General features: G+C 43.5%; 16 protein-coding genes and 1 tRNA gene. 1 reads left to right on the forward strand and 16 read right to left on the reverse strand.

Annotation, left to right across the window (positions count from 1 at the left end; translation table 11 throughout):
• Positions 1-12: 12 nt before the first annotated feature.
• The 5 genes from BM398_RS11635 to BM398_RS11655 all read right to left on the reverse strand — a co-directional run bounded on the left by BM398_RS11635 (position 13) and on the right by BM398_RS11655 (position 6013).
• Positions 13-1215, reverse strand: coding sequence for an alanyl-tRNA editing protein (locus BM398_RS11635; RefSeq protein WP_092337819.1), 1203 nt, complete (start codon positions 1213-1215; stop codon positions 13-15).
• Positions 1216-1384: 169 nt separating this feature from the next.
• Positions 1385-1903 (reverse strand): CarD family transcriptional regulator, encoded by a 519-nt coding sequence (locus tag BM398_RS11640; RefSeq protein ID WP_026654330.1) that lies wholly within the window; start codon positions 1901-1903, stop codon positions 1385-1387.
• A 173-nt stretch (positions 1904-2076) separates the two neighbouring features.
• The gene (locus tag BM398_RS11645) at positions 2077-2613 is read right to left on the reverse strand and encodes a GNAT family N-acetyltransferase (protein WP_242949807.1); all 537 of its coding nucleotides are present in this window, start codon (positions 2611-2613) and stop codon (positions 2077-2079) included.
• A gap of 1 nt (position 2614) precedes the next feature.
• Complete coding sequence (locus BM398_RS11650; protein WP_092337821.1) at positions 2615-4525, reverse strand: EAL domain-containing protein; 1911 nt, start codon at positions 4523-4525, stop codon at positions 2615-2617.
• 177 nt (positions 4526-4702) lie between these two features.
• The gene (locus BM398_RS11655; protein WP_092337822.1) at positions 4703-6013 is read right to left on the reverse strand and encodes an alpha-amylase family glycosyl hydrolase; all 1311 of its coding nucleotides are present in this window, start codon (positions 6011-6013) and stop codon (positions 4703-4705) included.
• Positions 6014-6170: 157 nt separating this feature from the next.
• Here BM398_RS11655 and BM398_RS11660 point away from each other — a divergent pair.
• Positions 6171-6244: transfer RNA gene (locus BM398_RS11660), tRNA-Met, on the forward strand.
• 81 nt (positions 6245-6325) lie between these two features.
• On the opposite strand, the gene BM398_RS11665 is transcribed toward BM398_RS11660, so the two are convergent.
• From BM398_RS11665 to BM398_RS11715, 11 genes are all read right to left on the reverse strand, one after another.
• Positions 6326-7120: a PDDEXK family nuclease gene (locus BM398_RS11665; RefSeq protein WP_092337823.1), complete on the reverse strand. Its 795-nt coding sequence runs from the start codon at positions 7118-7120 to the stop codon at positions 6326-6328.
• An 853-nt stretch (positions 7121-7973) separates the two neighbouring features.
• Positions 7974-9329: an MATE family efflux transporter gene (locus BM398_RS11670; RefSeq protein WP_092337824.1), complete on the reverse strand. Its 1356-nt coding sequence runs from the start codon at positions 9327-9329 to the stop codon at positions 7974-7976.
• 204 nt (positions 9330-9533) lie between these two features.
• Positions 9534-11303, reverse strand: coding sequence for an arginine--tRNA ligase (gene argS / locus BM398_RS11675; RefSeq protein ID WP_092337825.1), 1770 nt, complete (start codon positions 11301-11303; stop codon positions 9534-9536).
• Positions 11304-11447: 144 nt separating this feature from the next.
• On the reverse strand, positions 11448-12215 hold the full coding sequence (locus BM398_RS11680) for an epoxyqueuosine reductase QueH (protein ID WP_092337826.1): 768 nt from the start codon (positions 12213-12215) through the stop codon (positions 11448-11450).
• Entirely contained in the window at positions 12212-13621 is a 1410-nt protein-coding gene (gene aroE, locus BM398_RS17430) for a shikimate dehydrogenase (RefSeq protein WP_092337827.1), read from the reverse strand. Before aroE ends, BM398_RS11680 begins: the two co-directional genes overlap by 4 nt.
• Positions 13622-13833: 212 nt before the next feature.
• Positions 13834-14229: a hypothetical protein gene (locus tag BM398_RS11690; protein ID WP_092337828.1), complete on the reverse strand. Its 396-nt coding sequence runs from the start codon at positions 14227-14229 to the stop codon at positions 13834-13836.
• Between the two features lie 195 nt (positions 14230-14424).
• The gene (locus BM398_RS11695; RefSeq protein WP_092337829.1) at positions 14425-15180 is read right to left on the reverse strand and encodes an ABC transporter ATP-binding protein; all 756 of its coding nucleotides are present in this window, start codon (positions 15178-15180) and stop codon (positions 14425-14427) included.
• Positions 15181-15182: 2 nt separating this feature from the next.
• Positions 15183-15983 (reverse strand): ABC transporter ATP-binding protein, encoded by an 801-nt coding sequence (locus BM398_RS11700; RefSeq protein WP_092337830.1) that lies wholly within the window; start codon positions 15981-15983, stop codon positions 15183-15185.
• Positions 15974-16798, reverse strand: a complete 825-nt coding sequence (locus BM398_RS11705; RefSeq protein WP_034461908.1) for an ABC transporter permease — start codon at positions 16796-16798, stop codon at positions 15974-15976. The genes BM398_RS11700 and BM398_RS11705 overlap by 10 nt, the downstream gene beginning before the upstream one ends.
• Complete coding sequence (locus BM398_RS11710) at positions 16795-17739, reverse strand: ABC transporter permease (RefSeq protein WP_092337831.1); 945 nt, start codon at positions 17737-17739, stop codon at positions 16795-16797. Before BM398_RS11710 ends, BM398_RS11705 begins: the two co-directional genes overlap by 4 nt.
• A gap of 32 nt (positions 17740-17771) precedes the next feature.
• Entirely contained in the window at positions 17772-19352 is a 1581-nt protein-coding gene (locus BM398_RS11715) for an ABC transporter substrate-binding protein (protein WP_092337847.1), read from the reverse strand.
• Positions 19353-19390: the final 38 nt, after the last annotated feature.

A 19390-nucleotide genomic window follows, 5' to 3' on the forward strand; every position in this document is an offset into this window, starting at 1 on the left:
CACCCTCAAATATCATAGATTATTGCAGCAATCCGCCAATTCTTCGCAGTTTACGCCCGATATGCTGCCCTGAACCATCTTTTCGCTTCCGCCGCCTTTTGCTCCAAACTTCTCTCTAAGAAGTGCGGAAACAGCGCGCGCATCGCCTTCCGCCTTTCCGGAAGCCACTATATATCTGTATCCCGCTTCGGGATTTCCCGCAAATACTCCGCAGAATCCCTCGTGATCTGCCGCAAGCAGATTGACAGTTTTTCTCATTAGGTTCGTATCCGTATCTGTGCCCTTAAAAAGAAATACATTCTTAAGCCCCTTGTCTATCTCAGCCAGTTCATACTCAAGGAGTTTTTCCCTGTCCGCATAAAGATCTGCCTTAAGAACTGCATTTTCATCTTTTAACCGCGCAACGGATGAAGGTACATTGTCAAAAGAAGTAGTAAAGTCAGCCGCAAGATCCGACAAAATATCATGTTCAGTCGAAAGGAACTCAAGAGCTCTTTTGCCGCACAAAATATTAACCCTGACTCCGCCCTTGTAATTGCGGACTCCCACAACTTTCAAAAGCCCGATCTCGCCGGTTCTCTCAACATGAGGCGCACAACATGCGCAGGAATCATAACCTTCGATATTTACAATGCGAATCGCACCCGTAAGCTCTTTTTTACTGCGATATGGAATGTCTTTCAGCTCATCTTCCGAAGGAAAACTTGCGACAACGCTTATATTCTTCCAGATAGCTTCATTTACGCATTTCTCAATCTCTTTTATATCTTCGGCACTCAGAACACCGTTATAATCCATCGTAACTTCGGTATCACTCAGGTGAAAACCGACATTGTCATAGCCATACTTTGAATTAACTATGCCGGAAAAGATATGCTCTCCCGTGTGCTGCTGCATGTTGCTGAATCTGTGCTCCCAGTCGATTCTGCCATGAACACTTGCTCCCGCTTCAATGCTCTTATCAAGCACGTGATAGATCTCATCTTCGCCCGAATCCGTCTTCCTGATTCCCGTGTAAAAGACTTCAAATTCCACTCCGTCAGCGGTCTCAAGCCTTCCAACATCAGGAGTCTGGCCTCCCTGTTCAGGAAAAAAAGCCGTCTTATCAAGAACAGCTTCAAATTTACCGTCTTCACGCCCGCTGCAATATAGAACGCTTGCGTCAAACTCGGTTATATATGCACTTTCATAATAAAGTTCAACTGTTTTACCCATAGGATGTATTTTAGCAGAATAAAGAGTTGCTTTGCAACTTTTTAGCCTCTATAGCATAAAGAAACACAGCGTCACTAAACTCGTTAAAAACCTCGTTAAGTGACGCTGTGTGGCTCGCACTAAGTTCGGCAAAGCCTCACTAAGTGCTCTGCACAAAAAAGAGACTGCATCAAACAGTCTCTAAATACAAACTCGATAACACCTCTTTTACCCTTTCCTTAATAGCATCTTTCTCGGTCTTAAGCGAGAATGCCATCTCGGTGTAAAGAAGTTTCTCAGCCATATTCAAATATTTCTCGTTGAGCGAAGCAAATTTCTTGCCCTCGGCTTCGCGTGTTGCCTTGATCTTATGAAGCGATTTCACAAGGCTCATCATCTCATCGGCAAGATTTCTCTTTATAATGCCGGCGATCTCAGGTTCAGCCTTCTTGCCATCGGGAAGTTCGAGTTCATCCACTTCTTCAATGTCACAAATAAGCTCTTCGGCATCGTCCGCACTCATAACATCACGAACCTTATCCTCAGCCCCTTCGACAGGAACATAGATAACACTGCCTGCGTCTACAGCGGAAACCATCATGTAATATTGCTTTTCTTTTCCCTTCTCAAGAAATGCCGGAACGAGAATATCCCGAACCTTGCACAATCCATGGCTACCGTAAATTACACATTCACCTACATTCAACATTCCGTTCCTCCTTCAATATTCTCAAAAAAAAGCCAACATACCTTTATGTAAGCGCTTTCAGCAAACAAGAAAAAAATATATGATTCCACGTCCGGAATCCGCGAGCCTTAATAAGTATATCACAATAAAATATTTTTTGTAATAGTATATCGTTTAAAAAGTTTACAAATTTTTTATACATTCGAACCAAATTTTCTACTCCACTCCTCAAAAGTCAGTACATTCACGTACTCCACTCTCATCTCGTCAAGAAGTACCACTCTGGTCATGTGGTTGATATGATGAAGTTTGAACCCGCACTTATCCTGCACCTTTTTTGACCGCTCATTCCCCTCAAAATACGCACAAAAAACACGGCTAAGATTCAGATCCTCAAAGCCATGTCTAAGTATCTCCATTGACGCTTCCGTTGCGATTCCTTTATCCCAAAAAGGGTAGCCTATCCAGTAGCCAAGTTCCGCCTCGTTTGTTCCAATGGGGCGCTCGGGGCTTCCGTCCAGCGTAAGCCCTATGCTACCGATAACTTCTCTCCCACGCTCTTTAATGCAGATAGCATACACCTCATCCCTGGCAAAAACAGTCCTTATTATCGCCCTGCTGTATGCTTCATCCTTATGAGGCGGCCATCCGGCCGGAGGTCCCACCCTTTCGTCACTGGCATATTTATATAAATCCGCCGCGTCGCTATTTTCCCATTTTCTTAATAACAACCTATCTGTCTGCAGTACCATCCGCTTTATGAACCAGTCCTTTTTGTGCATTCAAAAATTCTATATAGTCGTTTTCAGGAACGGGTCTCGAATAATAAAAGCCCTGAAGATATTCTACACCGTTATCGATAAGAATTCTTGCCTGTTCCAGGGTCTCAACACCCTCCGCAAGCACATGGAGTCCGTTTTTCTTCATAAAATCTATCGTATGTTTGAGCACGTTGAGCTTCTCGGGATTCTCCGGATCAAGGCAGTTCCATATAAACTCCCTGTCCATCTTAATAAGCACATAATCAAGCTTAAGAAGTTCCAAAAGACCGGAATCTCCCGCGCCAAAATCATCCATAGAGAAAGTAAATCCCTGCTCACGCATTTTTTTGAAATTTTCTTTAAACGTCGCATCGCCCGTTATATGGGCCGTATCTGTAATCTCAAAATTGATGTAGTTAGGCGGAATGTGATATTTTTCCATCTTTCTGAAAAGTCTCTCATGTGTATGCGCATCAACCGCCTCATTTCCTGACAGATTAACCTCAATCGTCTTGATTCCGTAGCTTGACAGATTCTCTTTTGCAATAAAAGAGCAGACTTTCTCAAATACAAGATCGTCAATTTCCTGAACAAGCCCGCACCTCTCGGCAATCGGGATAAAATCTTCGGGTGAGATATATTTTTCGCCGTCGCGTCTGCGAAGCCTTACAAGAGCTTCCGCAGAGGAAAAAGATCCTTCTTTGACACTGAGGATTGGCTGATAATAAACGTCAAAGCTCTTATCCTTCACAGCCTGTCTGACAACATCCTCTATCGTATTTCTGTAAACCATCTTATCGACTATGTTTTCATCAATCACAATGTTGGGTGAAGACTGTGCATAGGCGTATTCTCCGGACACATATGTAAGAATCTGCATAGCCTTATCAAGCTCTTTTACAATACGCGGAGCCTCAACAACCGAGAACGTAAACCTGTAGCTTCCCGCGCCGATGCCCTTATACAGATTGATTGCCGACATGAAACGCTCAACAATATCCGCTCTTCTCGTTATAAAACTAAGCGTATTCCAGCTCGACATGTACGCATTCAGCTGGTAGTCGGAATGTGCGAACTCGGCAACCTTCCTCTGCTCCTCTTCAAGCGCTTTTCTCGCTGAGTCGGTGAAAAGAATATTCTTCTCAATAAAAATAACAGACATTATGAAAAACGGTCTCGGCTGAGCGAAGCGCTCTGCAAGCATCGCAATAAAGGCATCTTTGTTCCTGACACCCGGAATACTCTTTTCATAATAATCTTTGGGATTTTCGATAAATATGTAGATGATTATCGCAGAAATTATGATCGCAGCAGACGATATCTGCGTGCCCTTCCTGACAATTTGATATACAAACATCGCACACCAAAGAAGGTGAGAAACCAGAATTGCGGCAAATACTTCTTTTTTGGCTCTTCCGTTATAATTTATGGCAAGACTTATTGCCGCAACAGAATAAAGCATGCCCAAAACATAGCATATCGTAAGAAGCACAGGGCTTGAAGTCCCTCCAAACAAAGCTTTGGATGCTATAACGAGCAACACCCCGATACCCGCAGGCGCCGCAGATAGGCAGGCATATTTTGCCGAAATGCCTCTTTTAATTGTAAATCTTGAATATGTGTACAGACAAAGTGAAAATATAACCGCAAGAAGTGTGATCAGATACAGGCCTCTGGAAAGCCCCTGCACCCACAAGAACGATGCATCCGGATATACAAATGCGCCATACTCCACCATCTCAATTATTATATTTAAAACAGACAACACTAAGAAAAGACAGAACATACGCGTCGTGGAAAGCTGGAGTATGCTCTTTCTGATATAGATAAGCATCAAAATTCCAAGAACTAAAATTGCAATGATTAGTGTACGTATTTCCATATTTTAATTATAATCTTTCTTTTAGGTGTTGTATATAAAATACTCTTGTTCATTTTTATTAATGTGATGCCTTGTTGATAATTTGAAAAATTACTTTTGAAACAATTAATCAAACATCAGCAAGACATCACACTAGCTTTATGTAGTTTGATATTCTCCATCACAAAATAGCACAATTCACTTCTCGGTTTTAATCAGATAAGATGTGTACGGCGGTATATCAAGTCCTCCGCCAAAATCAATGTCTTCACCTGTGATAAGATCTATGCCGCAGCCTGCACCTGCATTGAAATCAGCATGGAAAGGTGCTTCATCCGCATTTATCACAGTAAGAACTCTCTCTCCCTCACCTGCGCGCTGGAATATGCACTGCCTGTTGGTAAGAAGAAGCGATGAAAAATCTCCGTAGTTAAGCGCCTTTGATTCTGCTTTAGCCTTGCATAGCTTTGCGATATGATCTGTAAGCTCGTTCCACTGTGGCTCTTCAAAGCACGGTCTGAGCGCAGGATCTCCCATCGATTTATCAGCTTTCTCGCCCCACTCACTTCCGTAATAGATTGTGGGAATGCCCGGCATTCCGAACATAAGCGTATAGATCAGCTTAAGATGCTCGGGGCGCTTAAGAATACTTGCAATCCTGCTGACATCATGATTATCAACAAATGACAAAAGATGTCTTCCTCTGTACAAGGTCCAATTCTCGGGACCGAACTGACGGAGCAGTGAATGAACTATCTCAAACAGGTTCATGCTGTTAAGCGCAGAAAACATGCCCTTATAGCACTCGTAGTTAGTCGCACTGTGACATAAGTCATCGCCCATTATCCTGTTATAATCGCCGCCGATCATTTCACCCGTCAGATAAAAGTCAGGTTTCATCGCAGTTGTCTCTCTTCTGAGAGTCCTAATAAAGTCCTGATCGAGGCAATAGGCAACATCAAGTCTGAGTCCGTCTATATCAAACTCTTTTACCCACAAGCGAATGCTCTCAAGAAGGTAGTCCGTGACCTGAGGGTTCTTAAGATTAAACTTCACAAGGTCGTAGTTGCCCTCCCAGCCTTCGTACCAAAGGCCGTCGTTGTAATTGCTGTTTCCGTCGAAGTTAATGTTGAACCAGTCTTTATATTGAGAATCCCATTTCTTTTCGCAAACATCGACAAAGCCAAAGAAGCCTCTTCCCGCATGGTTGAAGACTCCGTCCAATATAACTTTTATGCCTTCTTTGTGGAGCGCGTCGCAAACTTTGGCAAAATCCTCGTTCGTGCCGAGTCTTACGTCTATCTTCTTGTAATCCCTGGTGTTGTAGCCGTGAGTGTCCGACTCAAAGACAGGATTAAACAAAACCGCACCTACACCCAATTTTTTGAAATGCGGAATCCATTCAATGACTTTTAAGATTCTGTGCTCAAGCTTCCCATCGTTTTCAAAGGGCGCACCGCAGAATCCTAAAGGATATATCTGGTAAAAAGAAGTTTCATATGCCCACATAAAAAGCCTCCTTATTTACAATATTGAAATCACAATTATATTATATACCGATTTGTCTCAATTTTTTATTCAAATTTGAAAAATACGTGTTGACAATAGGCATACCACGATGTATATTATCTAAGTCGGCTGTTTCAAACAGCTCTGACAAATAAATGGCGAGATAGCTCAGTTGGCTAGAGCACGCGGTTCATACCCGCGGTGTCGAGGGTTCGAATCCCCCTCTCGCTACTGCCCGTAACCGCATGGTTGCGGGCTTTTTATTTTTCCATGACATATTTTGTGTCATACTTTTAAGGAGTGACCTGTTCATTAGTCTATAAAGAGCTCTTTGAGCATTCCGTTTATCCCCTTGATATCTAAAGGATTATCACTTGTTTCATATGTAAATATAAGATTCTTTCCCAGAAATATTCCATTTTTCCTATATTCATCGAGTTTATTCAAACACCCTTTTCTATATTCTTCATCATCCAAAAGTCCAAAATGCTCCAAGTATATCTCTTCTCTATTCTTGATATTCAGTATTGTAAAATCAGGATATCTCACCACTCCTCCCATAACCAAAGGCCTTTCATAATGATATGGTATCCCCAGATTATAAAGCATATCTGCCAATATGGATTCTGACTTTGATCTTACTTTTTCACCTCTTATAGTGTCATATTTTTTATTTTCAGGCATATATGGATTTGATTGAAAGCTCTGTGACTGCCATTTCATGGCATATAGATCATCAGTGATGATGTAAGGCGTGACAAGTTTTTGGCGTTCGGATGAAAGATTTGTGAAGATTGATTCAGCGGTTTTCCGCTTAAAACGCTTTATAAACTTATCTATACTGTCAAACTCTTTTCTTGCTTGCTTCAGAAATTGCTTGTTATAGCTTTTCTGTGCCAAATTTCTCGCAATATTTACATTGTCCATTGGAATATACTCTTCCGATAGATTTGTATAATCTAACACTTTATAATAACGTATCTGATGATCCGATCTGCTTATCCTAAGTTTTCCTTCAGGGAATTTCTTCTCGTCTTTTTCTGCAACTTTTATAGCATTCTTTAAAAGAATCTGTCGTTGCTCCAGTCGCTTGATTACTTTATTCATTTATATTGTCCTCTTTCTATTTTATGTGATACAGCATCATACAAGAATATGCTTCATACTTGCACCTATTTTTCTTGCGATATGACTTTTTCTTACAAATTCATTCTAAAAAGTCATGGATTCTCTTATGTATCTTTATGATTTTCAATTGATTTATGACTTTTTTGAATGTTCTTGCTTTAAAAAGTCATGCTTTTCTCCCTCTTATATGTCCAATTCATGCTTATCGCATGACCTTTTTTAGCATTATTTCTCAAAAAAGTCATATCCTGCCTTCCCTTAGCATTCCAACTATCGCTTATCGCATGACTTTTTTAGCATTCTCTCTCAAAAAAGTCATATCCTGCTCTTTCTTAGCATTCCAACTATCGCTTATCGCATGACTTTTTTAGCATTTTCTCTCAAAAAAGTCATATCCTGCTCTTTCTTAGCATTCCAACTATCGCTTACCGCATGACTTTTTAGCTTCTTGGCATAAAAAAGTCATACCGCAACATCTTTATCACAGTTCTACTAAAATTTATCTTCACAGCTCAAACAAAAGCTCCCAAATAGAGCCTCTCTACAAAGCATTCTCAAATACATCCCAAATACACTGCTAAATTCTCAGTGAAAATCCTTATCCGAACGGATAACTCATGATACTGGCGCCGGAACCGGCGCCCGAATAATATACACAACAATATAAAAGCAGAAACCATTCTATCACAAAGTAAAAGCTCTCACAAGCCTGCATCACTTCTTAGCGTAACTCCAATGCACAATCACGCTCCGCTACGCCCTTTCACGAATCCCAATATTATTCCTCCACCAATATACGAATCCGTCACCTTATCACTACGCCTTTCCGCGCTTATTCCACAACTTTATGAATCCACTTCTTGCTCGCAAACCTTATCGTGAATATGATTGCCCTTATTCCCCAGTCGCAGAACATGCCGATCCAAACACCCATGGCGCCGATATGCGCAACGCGGATGAGGTAAGTTGCAAGTGATACTCTGCAAAGCCACATGGTAAGCGTTGATACGATCATCGAAAACCTGACATCTCCTGCAGCTCTCATACCATAAGCCGTCACAAATGAAGGAGACCAGAAAATAGGCTTAATAAGCGTAATCCAGCCCATCATATAGATACACTGTCTCGCACTCTCAGAAGGCATTCCCGCTAGCACTGTTACCGGCCTCGCAATCGCATATGCAATGAGGCAACTCGTAAGAACCGCTATATATCCCCATTTGATCATCTTCTTGGTATAAAAAACAGCTTCATCCTTCTTGCCTGCGCCAAGGCACTGCCCAACAATAGTCATAAGACCGATTCCGACTCCGACACCTGCCACGCCGTTTACATTCTCCAGAATAACAGTCATAGACTGCGCCGCAATGGTTATCGTCCCGAGCGTTGAAACAGATGACTGAATCGCAAGTCTTCCAAACTGGAACATGGAATTCTCGATTCCGTTCGGCACACCCATAGCGAGAATCTTCTTAATGCTATGCTTATGCGGACGAATCTTCAGATAATCTCTCACAGATATCTCGTTCTTCTCGCTTCTGAGAAGCACCAGCAACACAACAGCATTAAACATCCTTGAAACAAGCGTAGATGTTGCCGCACCCGCAACGCCCATCCTGAAAACATAGATGAGCACGGCATTCCCCACAACATTAAGCATATTTGAAATAATAGCAATCTTCATGGGAAGCCCCGTATTTGCCTGCGCCCTGAAAATCGCGCTGGACGCCGCTGCAAGCGATACAAACGGATATGATATTATGGTCAAAAGAAAATAAATCTGCGAAGCTCTCATTACATCAGCCTCAACCTCGCCAAATATAAGGCTTAAAAGTCTTGTCCTGAAAATCAGTCCCAGAATTGTCATAAAAAGAGAAATCGAAAGAGAAACCAAAAGCACCTGTCTTGCAGAGTCATTGGCCTTTTTGAGATTTTTCTGACCTATATAGTTGGAGCATATGATAACTCCGCCCGTTGCCATTGCATTAAACGCCTGAACAACAAGTAGATTTACAGCATCAACAAGCGACACTCCCGAAAGAGCCGCAGGTCCGACGGTACTTACCATCATGGAATCTGCCATGCCCATAAGGGAAGTGAGGAATTGTTCAGCTATAATAGGAATCAGCAACAGAAATAGTTTCCTGTTGCTGAACATATGATTAGATTCGGATATTTGTTTACTCATATTTGTTTCCCATAAAAACCACAAACGTTCGCGATATACGGATTGCTCCGCGCTGACGCGCTCCCGCAATCCTACGGACATTCGGAAATCGTCGCACTCACTTCGTTCGCACTCCTTCTTTCCTCATGTCCGTTATGTCATTTCATAAGCACAGTTTTTCATGCAAGCATGGAAAAAACTGTGCTTACTCATTCCATATATCGCTCACATTCTCTCCGGCGCACTGAAGCCGAGGAGATCAATTCCTGTCTCAAGGACCTTAAGTGTTATCGCAAGAAGAGCGATGTAGCTCTCCTTCTTGTACTCATCTGTCTCGGCAAGGATTCTGGTTCCGTGGTAGAAACTGTTGAATGCATTGCTGAGGTCGTAGATGTATGCGCAGATTCTGTTAGGTGCAAGATCTTTGGCTGCGCTCTCAACCGAATCGGCAAATCTTGTAAGAAGAAGCATGAGGCTCTTCATAGCATCGCTGTCGGGATTACCAAGCTTTGCATCCTTGATGTTTCCGCCCGCTTCCTCGAACTTCTTGAGGATAGACTTGATACGGACCATTGTGTAAAGGATGTACGGGCCTGTATCTCCCTCGAAAGAAGTGAATTTATCAATATCAAATATATAATCCTTTGAAGGCTGGTTTGAAAGATCTCCGTACTTGATGGCAGATACTGCAACCTTGTGCGCTGTATCTTTTGCCTCCTCATCAGAAATCTCAGGATTACCCTCCTTGATTCTTGCAAACATCTTCTCATCAATCTCAGAAATGAGATTCTCAAGACGCATTACACCGCCCTCTCTTGTCTTGAAAGGCTTGCCGTCAGCGCCATTCATTGTTCCGAAGCCTACAAAGTGAAGCTCTGTCTCGGGCATAACGAGCTTTGTCTTTCTTGCACAACGGAATACCTGTGTGAAATAAAGCTCCTGTCTCTTATCAACAACATAGATGATTCCCTGAGGATGAACCTCGTCCATACGCTGTCTGATAGTCGCAAGATCGGTTGTGTTGTACAAAGAAGCTCCGTCTGACTTAAGGATCATGCAAGGCGGAATCTCTTTTGTATCATTCTCCTCTGCAACGTCAACTACAAGCGCCCCCTGGCTCTCATGCGCATATCCCTTGCTCTTCATGTACTCAACCATGTCAGGGATTGCTACGTGCGCGTCAGACTCACCTTTCCAGAGGTCAAAAGATACTCCGAGCTTGTTATAGTTCTTCTTAAGATCTTCTACAGACACATTCAAAATGTGATGCCAAAGAGCTCTGTAAGGCTTGTATCCGTCCTGTAAAAGCTTGGTTGCTTCCATAGCCTCAGCTTTAAATGCCTCATCCTCCTTGGACTTCTTGCTTGCCGCAGGATAAATCTCCTCAAGCTCTGATACGGTAAAAGGCGCCTCCTTGGGATAAGAGCCTGTATAATCGGGATCAAAGTAGCAAAGATCGGGCTTTCTCTCCTTGAGACCCGTGATAACAAGTCCCATCTGAAGTCCCCAGTCACCGAGATGAACGTCACCGATAATCTTATTTCCTGTGTATCTCAAGATTCTCTTGATACTCTCTCCGATAACAGCTGAACGAAGATGTCCCACGTGAAGGGGCTTTGCAACGTTAGGTCCGCCGTAATCGATGATATATGAAGGCTCATGACCTGGCATTGTAACACCCATGTGCTTCTCATGAAGCATCTTTACGATGTAACCTCTTGCAAAATCACCGCTCACGATGATATTGAGAAATCCCGGCTTAACCGACTCAACTTTCTCAAACATCTCGTTGCCTGCAAGATTTGCAGCAACATCATCAGCGATCATAAACGGAGCCTTGCCGTACTTCTTGGCACCCGCCATTGCACCGTTACACTGATACTCGCACAGATCGGGCCTGTTCGAAATGGTAACCCTTCCGAGCTCCCTGTCATATCCGGCCTTCTCAAACGCATCTCCGACTTCCTTTGAAATAATCTCTAATACTTTATCCAAATCAAAACCTTCTTTCTAAAAGCTTTTTATTTCCGTAAAAAGAAACACCGATCCAGTATTTCTTTAGATTACCAACTACACGATTTTATCAAAATCTACTATCTATGGCAACGTCAAATGCTCTGCGCCGCATATACAGCCGCTTCACTCTACCTCAGTCTTCTGCCTTTCTCTTTCCGCCTTCGAGAACCCGCATCCGCAGTAGTCCTGCCTGTACAGCCCGAATTTCTGCGACAATTCTATAGACCTTTTATAGCCTTCCTTCTTCTTGAAATCAGATGGCAAAAAAACTACCTTCCCGCCGTTCCAAACTGCTCCGTCGCTACGAGTTTCGCCGCCGGCATCCAAAGAATCCATCTCTCCGGCTTCAATCTTCTCATTCACAAACTCCGCAGCCTGCGCCCCGACTTCATTCAAGACATCGGCATTCTTCAAAGGACTTATCGTAAGCGTAGTCGTAAAATACTCAAATCCCTCTTTTGCCGCTATCTCAGCAGTCTTTCTAAGCCGCAGCTCAAAGCACTTTCTGCATCTTTCGCCGCCCTCGGGAACATCCTCAAGCCCGCGCACGGCATCAAGATACTCCTTCACGTCATACTCGCCCTCGATGATACCTATCTTCCTCGCGCGCTCATCAGAGTGCATCCCCGCAAAATCCTGCGCATCAACCTGCCTGTTGTACTCCTCTATAAGCCTCTTTTCCTCGGCAACACGCTTATAATACTCCGCGCTCTCCGTAATATTCGGATTGTAAAAAAATACCGTCACATCGAAAAATTCCCGAAGATACTCAAGACAGTGCGACGAACAGGGTGCACAGCACGCATGCAAAAGAAGCTTTGGCACCTTGTTCCTTTTTTGAAACTCGTCTATTCTCTTTTCCAGTTCTTTAGAATAATTAACTTTGTTCACTTCACAAACCCAATCGCCGCTATGATCTCATCCGCAACCTGAACCGGCGTCTTGCCGTCAGTATCCACTATGATATCCGCAGCTTCTTCGTAGATCTTTCCGCGCTTATCCTGGAGCTCTTTTATCCTTGCAAGAGGATCTTCGCTCTTTAATAAAGGCCTTGTGTCGTCGCCCTTAAGCCTATCATACACAGTCTCGGGCGCCGTCCTTAAATACACGACCTTGCCAACCTTCTTAAGAAGCTCCCTGTTCTTCTCTCTGACAGGAAGCCCGCCGCCAAGCGAAATAACAGTTTCTCTCATATGATCCGAAACCATCATTTCCACAAGTCCGGTCTCCATATCCCTGAAAGCTTCCTCGCCGTCCTGCTCAAAAATATCAGAAATCTTCCTGCCCTCAGCCTCTTCAATTGCTTCGTCGGTATCTATCAGTTCAAGATCAAGCTTATCGGAAAGAATCTCAGAAACCGTGCTCTTTCCGCTTCCCATAAATCCCTCGAGGATTATGTTGGTAGCGCCCAGAACCTCCATCATAAGCGACTTATATATGATGTCAGCCTCTTCTTTACTTATCTTAACGCCCTCTTCCTCAAACCACAGCTCAAATGCATCGATTCCCTGATACAGAAGCATCTTAAGTCCGGAAAAGACCTTTCCTCCGGCGTCCTTAACCATCTTCATAAACTTAGTCTCAAGCGGCTTGTACACAACATCTATCGCCGCATACACATGCTTATAGAACTCCGCGTCCTCGATCGGTGCACTGTTAACATCGGGGAAAAGACCTACTGACGTGCACTGGACAGCAAAGAATCTCTTTTCTTTCTCCAAAAGCTCTTTATAATTTTCAAGCGGCATGGGAATTATCTTTTCCCCAAGGCTCTCATCAAGCGCACTGTTAACCTCTTTTGCCACGGTTTCTGCCTTTTCATATGTCCTGTTAAGAACGTACACCTTCTCTGCACCTTTGCTTGCACAAAGATATGCAACAGGCCTTGCTACTCCGCCGGCGCCCAGTATAACAACGCATTCACCGTCAAGCACTATGCCCTCATCCTGCATGGCATGGTAAAGCCCCGACATATCAGTGTTGTAGCCCTTAAATCCGCCATCCGTTCTAACAAGCGTATTAACCGCACCGATTCCCTCCGCAAGCGGATCAACCTCAACAAGATGGTCGATAACATCACTCTTATACGGAACCGTAACGTTAAGTCCCTTTATTCCGAGGGCATTCGCACCCCTGACAGCGTTCTTAACGCCACCCTTCGGCACTTCGAACGGAACATAAACAAGGTTGATTCCCTTCATCGCTGCGATTGAATTATGAATAAGAGGAGACAATGTATGTCTCACGGGATTCCCTATCAGTCCGCATGTCAATGTATTTCCATCAGTATGATTCATATTCTGTCACCTCTTCTGCTTACTTATATTCACGGTCATTTTTTTCTTATGCTAAATTGTACCTTCTATTCTTTAATAAAGCAATTCTCTGAATCAATAGCAAAGCGCTTTTTATCATGTAAAAAATCTATCGAAGCATAAAGAAAAAGAGACGCATCATCTGCAGCGTCTCTTTCGCATTTTTCTATATTCAACATTTTCAAATTATTTACTCAGTTCTTCTTAATAACAAGTCCGTCCTCGGTACTGGCAATGATACTACTCTTATTTCCCGAAAGATCGTCTCCCACAAAATACTGATACTCGCGAAGAATCTGATCTTTCTGCATTCCGGAGATTGCCTCAACCATATCATCCGAAAGAAGACCGTCTATCTTAAAAAGATTTCTCGAAGCATCGTCATAGATTCCAAAAGAAATCGCAACATTATCAATAGAAGCGTTTCCCCTCTGCACATAATCGCTTGAAAGCTCCTCTTCTGCGTCACCCTGTGCACCGGTCTCAGCTTTATCTAGAAACTCGGTATTATCCCTTGCGTCATTACCCACAGTTGTCGGAAATTTGTAAGCACTGCTTCCACTATACCCGTTAACTCTGCTAATCGCCATAATACCAAGCCTCCTTTCCTTGCCACATCTGCTACTGTAAAAAACGTAATCGTTTAAGGTAACACACTGTCGCCCTTTTAAAATATATATCGGAAGAAAAGCCCATAAATTAAGCGTCAATTATAAAAAATTTATGAAATCTCGCATAAATTATTACTTTCGCAAGGTCTACCCAAGTCAAAAATGCTTTTTGCCTCACTTTCTGATGCCCGCTGCCTTCAAAAGCCGCACGGTATATTCAGCCTGAGGATGCCTATACACTTCATCCGTCTTACCATGCTCAACTATCCTGCCGTCCTTCATGATCATCACATGATCACTGATCTGGTAGACCACCCTAAGGTCATGAGATATGAAAATAATGGATATCCCGAGCTTTTTGTGAAGCGACCTGAGCAGCTCCATGATCTGCGACTGAATCGTCACATCAAGTGCGGAAACAGGCTCATCCGCTATAAGCAGTTTCGGATATCTCATAAGTGCAATACCTATGCACACTCTCTGCCTCTGTCCTCCGGAAAGCTGTGAAGGATACCTGTCCAGCATCTCAATAGGAAGCTCAACATCCTTCATAACCTCTTTTACCCGCTCAAGGCGCTCTTCCTTCGTCCACTTCCGCTTCTTGTCGACCTTAAGCGGTTCCTCCATAAGCCATCCCACTTTCTTGGAAGGATTCAGTGAACTGTACGGATCCTGGAACACCATCTGCGGCCCCTCGTACTTCTGCATAAGCTCGCCCGTGTAGTCCTTATTGATCCCGACTATCGTCCTTGCAAGCGTCGACTTTCCGCATCCGGACTCTCCCGCAATCGCAAGCACTTCACCCTCTTCCATCTCGAAAGTCACATCGTGAAGAATCTGTATTTTTTTATTTTTGGAAAAGAGCTTTCTCTTTCTGTTCTTATAAAAAACATTAAGATTAGCGGCTCTTAAAACCTTATCCTCGCTCATAATCAGTTTCCTATGTCAATCTTTGGAATAGCCGCGATCAGCTTTTTGGTATAAAGATCCTGCGGAGCCCCAAACACTCTCGCAGTATCGCCACTCTCAACAATATTTCCCTTCTGCATCACGATAACCCTCTCGCACAGCTGACTTACAAGGCTAAGGTCATGTGAAATAAAGATGATCGACGTTCCGCGCTCCTTGTTAATCTTTTTAAGAAGCTCGACTATCTGCGCCTGAACTGTCACATCAAGTGCCGTCGTTGGCTCATCAGCGATAAGTATCTTAGGATTTCCTATCATTGCGGCAGCTATCATAACCCTCTGCCTCATTCCGCCCGAAAGTTCATGCGGATACATGTGATAAATATTCTCCGCATCATTTAAGCCAACGGCCTTCAGCATCTCTATCGCCATTTCTTTGCGCTTCTTTTTATCGATGTCAGAATGATGGATGAAAAGAGATTCCTCAACCTGCCAACCGATTCTTTTAACCGGATTAAGACTCGTCATCGGCTCCTGGAAGATCATCGAGATCTCATCTCCCTGATACGACCTCAAAGTCTTTCTGTCACAGGTAAGAAGATCGTCCCCGTTAAACATGATCCTTCCCGTCTTGGTGATCGAATGCCTGCTTAGAAGCCCCGCTATCGCAAGCGCGCTCATGCTCTTTCCCGAGCCCGACTCTCCGACAATACCGACAATCTCGCCCTCTTCAAGCATCAGGTCAAAATCTTCCACCGCGACCTCGGGAAACCCGTGATCATGAAACTCTATATGAAGATCAGTTACGTCAAGTATCACTCCCATCTTCTGATTCCCTCACCCAAAAACGAAAAGCCCAAAACCATCAAAACAATCACAAGTCCGGGACAAAGACAATAACTCGGAGTTGTAAACATGTACTGCTGCGCATCCGAAAGCATCTTTCCAAGACTTGCATATGGCGGCTGCGAACCGACGCCCAGATAACTAAGTCCGGCTTCCGCGAGCACCGCATTGTTAAATCCGATAAGTATCGACGAAGCCAGAACTCCCTTTATATTGGGCAAAATATGTACGAATATCATCCTGACATCAGATACGCCCTGGAGTTTGGCACTTTCCACATAATCTGTATTGCGGCAACGGAGCACTTCTCCCCTTACAATCCTTGCAAAGCTCGGAATAAATGCTATTCCGAGTGAAAGAAGAAGCTGCATCCATCCCGTTCCGAAAACACTGACAATCACAAGAGCCAGCAAAATGCTCGGAAACGCAAACATCGCATCAATAACTCTCATTGTGATCTCATCAAAGAGACCTCCGAAGTAGCCCGTAAGCGCTCCAATAAGCGTTCCCGCAAACGCACCGATAAACACGGTTCCAAGAGCAATGAGGAATGTGACCCTGCTTCCGTACATAACTCTGCTAAACACATCTCTTCCCATGTTGTCGGTTCCCATAATATGTTTAAAAGAAATCCCCTGAAGCTTTTCTGCCGCACTCATCTTGGTCGGTTCATACGGCATCCAGAAAAGCCCCACTACTATCATCAAAAGGATAATTCCGGTAATAATGACACCCGCGCACATATAGGGATCTTTTTTTATTTTCTTAAAAACTTCCGTAAATTTATCTCTCATTCTTCAATCCCTATTCTCGGGTCAACAATTCTATAAATAATGTCCACCAAAAGATTGGTGACAATAACTATCATCGCAATTCCCATGATTATAGCTTCAACCACGGGGTAATCTCTGTTACTTATGCTCGTAAGAAGGATTCTGCTTATTCCGGGAATTCCAAAAACCTGCTCTATTACGATACTTCCCGCAACCATATCGGCAAGAAGCATTCCAAGGAAGGTTATGACAGGAATAAGCGCATTCTTAAGAACATGTCTGTAAAGAACGCCGTTCGTGTTATTTCCTCTACTGTAAGCGGTTCTCGTGTAATCTTTTTTCGCCTCGTCGATGACGCTTCCCCTTAGCATCTTGACCGTCATAGCGATCTTGGGAAGAGCAACAGCGATTGAAGGAAAAATCAGATATCCAACAAATCCCGCAAAATTATCCGTGTACGAAACAAATCCGCCCGGAGTAAAGAGTTTAAATACCATTCCAAAAATAAAAGTTATAAGTATTCCTGAAAAGAAAGGCGGAACAGCCATGATAATCTGGTTTATAACCGTAACTGCGCGGTCCAGCACTCCCCCTTCGTGTTTAGCCGTGATGATTCCCATCGGAATCGAAACCACTATCGTAAGTAAAAAAGACATAATCGCCATAGTCAGCGTGATCGGTATCTTATTTAAGATCATCCCCGCAACCGGTACGCTGTAGTTGTAGCTTTTTCCCATATCACCGTGTAAAAAAGCTGCAAACCACCTGAAGTACCTGACTATAACAGGATCGTTTAATCCCATCTGCTCTCTTGTCTGAGCGATGAGCTCGGGAGACGCCTCCGTTCCCAGCTTTTTGAGCGCGGGATCTCCCGGAATTATACTAAAAGCGAGGAATACACACAGTGAAACAACCACTAAAGTAATTATCATAGAAATGACTTTTTTAATGATATATTTCATGTGCATATTCCTCGCAAACTCTTAAAAATGACTTATTCAGCCGGTCTTATCTTTGCAATGTCCTGCAAATAAATAGGATAAAAGACATATCCCGTAAATTTCTTATTGAGCGCAACGTACTCAGGAAGATCCTGAATGTAGACATTCGCTGCATCTTTTGACAAGATACGCTCACACTCTTTGTAATACTCGGTCTTCTGGGCATCATCAGCTGTTTCTGTAGCCTTGTGAAGTGCCTCGTCGAAGTCCTTGTTGCTGTAATTAAATGTATTCTTGCTTGAAGTCGACTCATATCTTGCAAGAAGTGCTCCCGCCGATACTGTGGAAGCATCAAATCCTACAACCGTCGACTCATATTTTTTGTCAGTATAAACATCGCTGAGCCATGTATTCCACTCAACTTCCTGAATATTCGCCGTAACTCCGATTGCCTTAAACTCCTCAACAAGAACCTGCGCCGTATCAACGTGCTGCTTGTAATTGGAGGGAACGGTTATCGTAAACTCGAATCCGTTCGGATATCCCGCCTCAGCCAAAAGAGCCTTAGCTTTCTCAGGATCATGGTTGTAAGTATCATTGAGCTCAGGCAAAAAATATTTCGTAAATGCAGGGTACATCGCACTTCCAATCTCAGTACCCGCTCCGTCGGAAACAAAATCCATTATTTCCTGAGGATCGATCGCATAGCAAAGCGCCTGACGAACTCTCACATCATCAAACGGCTTAACTGCGTTATTAAGATAAAGAGCCTGAACCAGATTCATGGTTCCTTCGTAGATCTCGAACTTATCAGAGAGCTGAGCCACCTGTGCTGAAGGGATTCTCGCATACATATCTATCGAACCGCCCTCAAGGTCAAGCACGATTGCATCTGAATTTGCCTCGATCTTAAACACTACATCCTTAATAAAAGCTTTTTCACCCCAGTAATCATCAAATCTTGTAACAACAAGACTCTCCTGTGGCGCGTTTGAAACGTACTTATAAGGTCCCGTACCTATAGGGTTTGTCTCGGGATTTGCATTGGCCTTCGGGATTATCGCCACAGTAAACTGCGGAAGAAGCTCCGAATCAGCCTTATTAAGTACTACCTCAACATGCTTGTCATCAACAATATTTACACTTTCAATTTCTGAAAAAGAAGAAATAAGCGGTTCGCTACCGTCAACTCCCGCGTTACGTTCCAAAGAATACTTGACATCCTCCGCTGTAACATCGGTTCCGTCGTGGAACTTTACTCCGTCTCTGAGTGTAAAAGTGTAAACCTTGTTGTCCTCTGATATTGTGTACTCACTTGCTACAGCAGGGTTAAGATTACCGTTCTCATCGGGTTTAACGAGTCCTTCGAACACGTTAAACATTACCTCTTTCGTACCTGCCCCTGTCATGTGGTGGGGGTCAAGACTGTCTATGTCCTGAGGTATTCCTACGATAAGTTTGGAAGTATCTCCCGCATTTGCCTGCTCAGAAGCTGCAGATGAACCTGCGCCTGAGTTCTTTGCGGAATCCCCTGCCTTGTCGCTTGAGCAACCGCTCAATGCAACAGTCAGTGTCGTTAACACAACAGTCAGAAGTGCGCAGATTTTCTTTCTGCCATGCCTTCTTGTGATCATGTTAAAATCATCCTTCCTGAATATGTGATTTGAGCCGG

Origin of the sequence: Butyrivibrio sp. M55 (assembly GCF_900116865.1) — a bacterium.
Classification (GTDB): domain Bacteria; phylum Bacillota; class Clostridia; order Lachnospirales; family Lachnospiraceae; genus Butyrivibrio.

Coding starts and splice junctions, on each gene's coding strand:
- BM398_RS11655 (WP_092337822.1), bottom strand. CDS start 6,013: ATGTGGGCATATGAAACTTCTTTTTACCAGATATATCCTTTAGGATTC.
- BM398_RS11640 (WP_026654330.1), bottom strand. CDS start 1,903: ATGTTGAATGTAGGTGAATGTGTAATTTACGGTAGCCATGGATTGTGC.
- BM398_RS11635 (WP_092337819.1), bottom strand. CDS start 1,215: ATGGGTAAAACAGTTGAACTTTATTATGAAAGTGCATATATAACCGAG.
- BM398_RS11665 (WP_092337823.1), bottom strand. CDS start 7,120: ATGAATAAAGTAATCAAGCGACTGGAGCAACGACAGATTCTTTTAAAG.
- BM398_RS11700 (WP_092337830.1), bottom strand. CDS start 15,983: ATGGGAGTGATACTTGACGTAACTGATCTTCATATAGAGTTTCATGAT.
- BM398_RS11705 (WP_034461908.1), bottom strand. CDS start 16,798: ATGAGAGATAAATTTACGGAAGTTTTTAAGAAAATAAAAAAAGATCCC.
- BM398_RS11715 (WP_092337847.1), bottom strand. CDS start 19,352: ATGATCACAAGAAGGCATGGCAGAAAGAAAATCTGCGCACTTCTGACT.
- BM398_RS11670 (WP_092337824.1), bottom strand. CDS start 9,329: ATGAGTAAACAAATATCCGAATCTAATCATATGTTCAGCAACAGGAAA.
- BM398_RS11650 (WP_092337821.1), bottom strand. CDS start 4,525: ATGGAAATACGTACACTAATCATTGCAATTTTAGTTCTTGGAATTTTG.
- BM398_RS11690 (WP_092337828.1), bottom strand. CDS start 14,229: ATGGCGATTAGCAGAGTTAACGGGTATAGTGGAAGCAGTGCTTACAAA.
- BM398_RS11695 (WP_092337829.1), bottom strand. CDS start 15,180: ATGAGCGAGGATAAGGTTTTAAGAGCCGCTAATCTTAATGTTTTTTAT.
- aroE (WP_092337827.1), bottom strand. CDS start 13,621: ATGAATCATACTGATGGAAATACATTGACATGCGGACTGATAGGGAAT.
- BM398_RS11710 (WP_092337831.1), bottom strand. CDS start 17,739: ATGAAATATATCATTAAAAAAGTCATTTCTATGATAATTACTTTAGTG.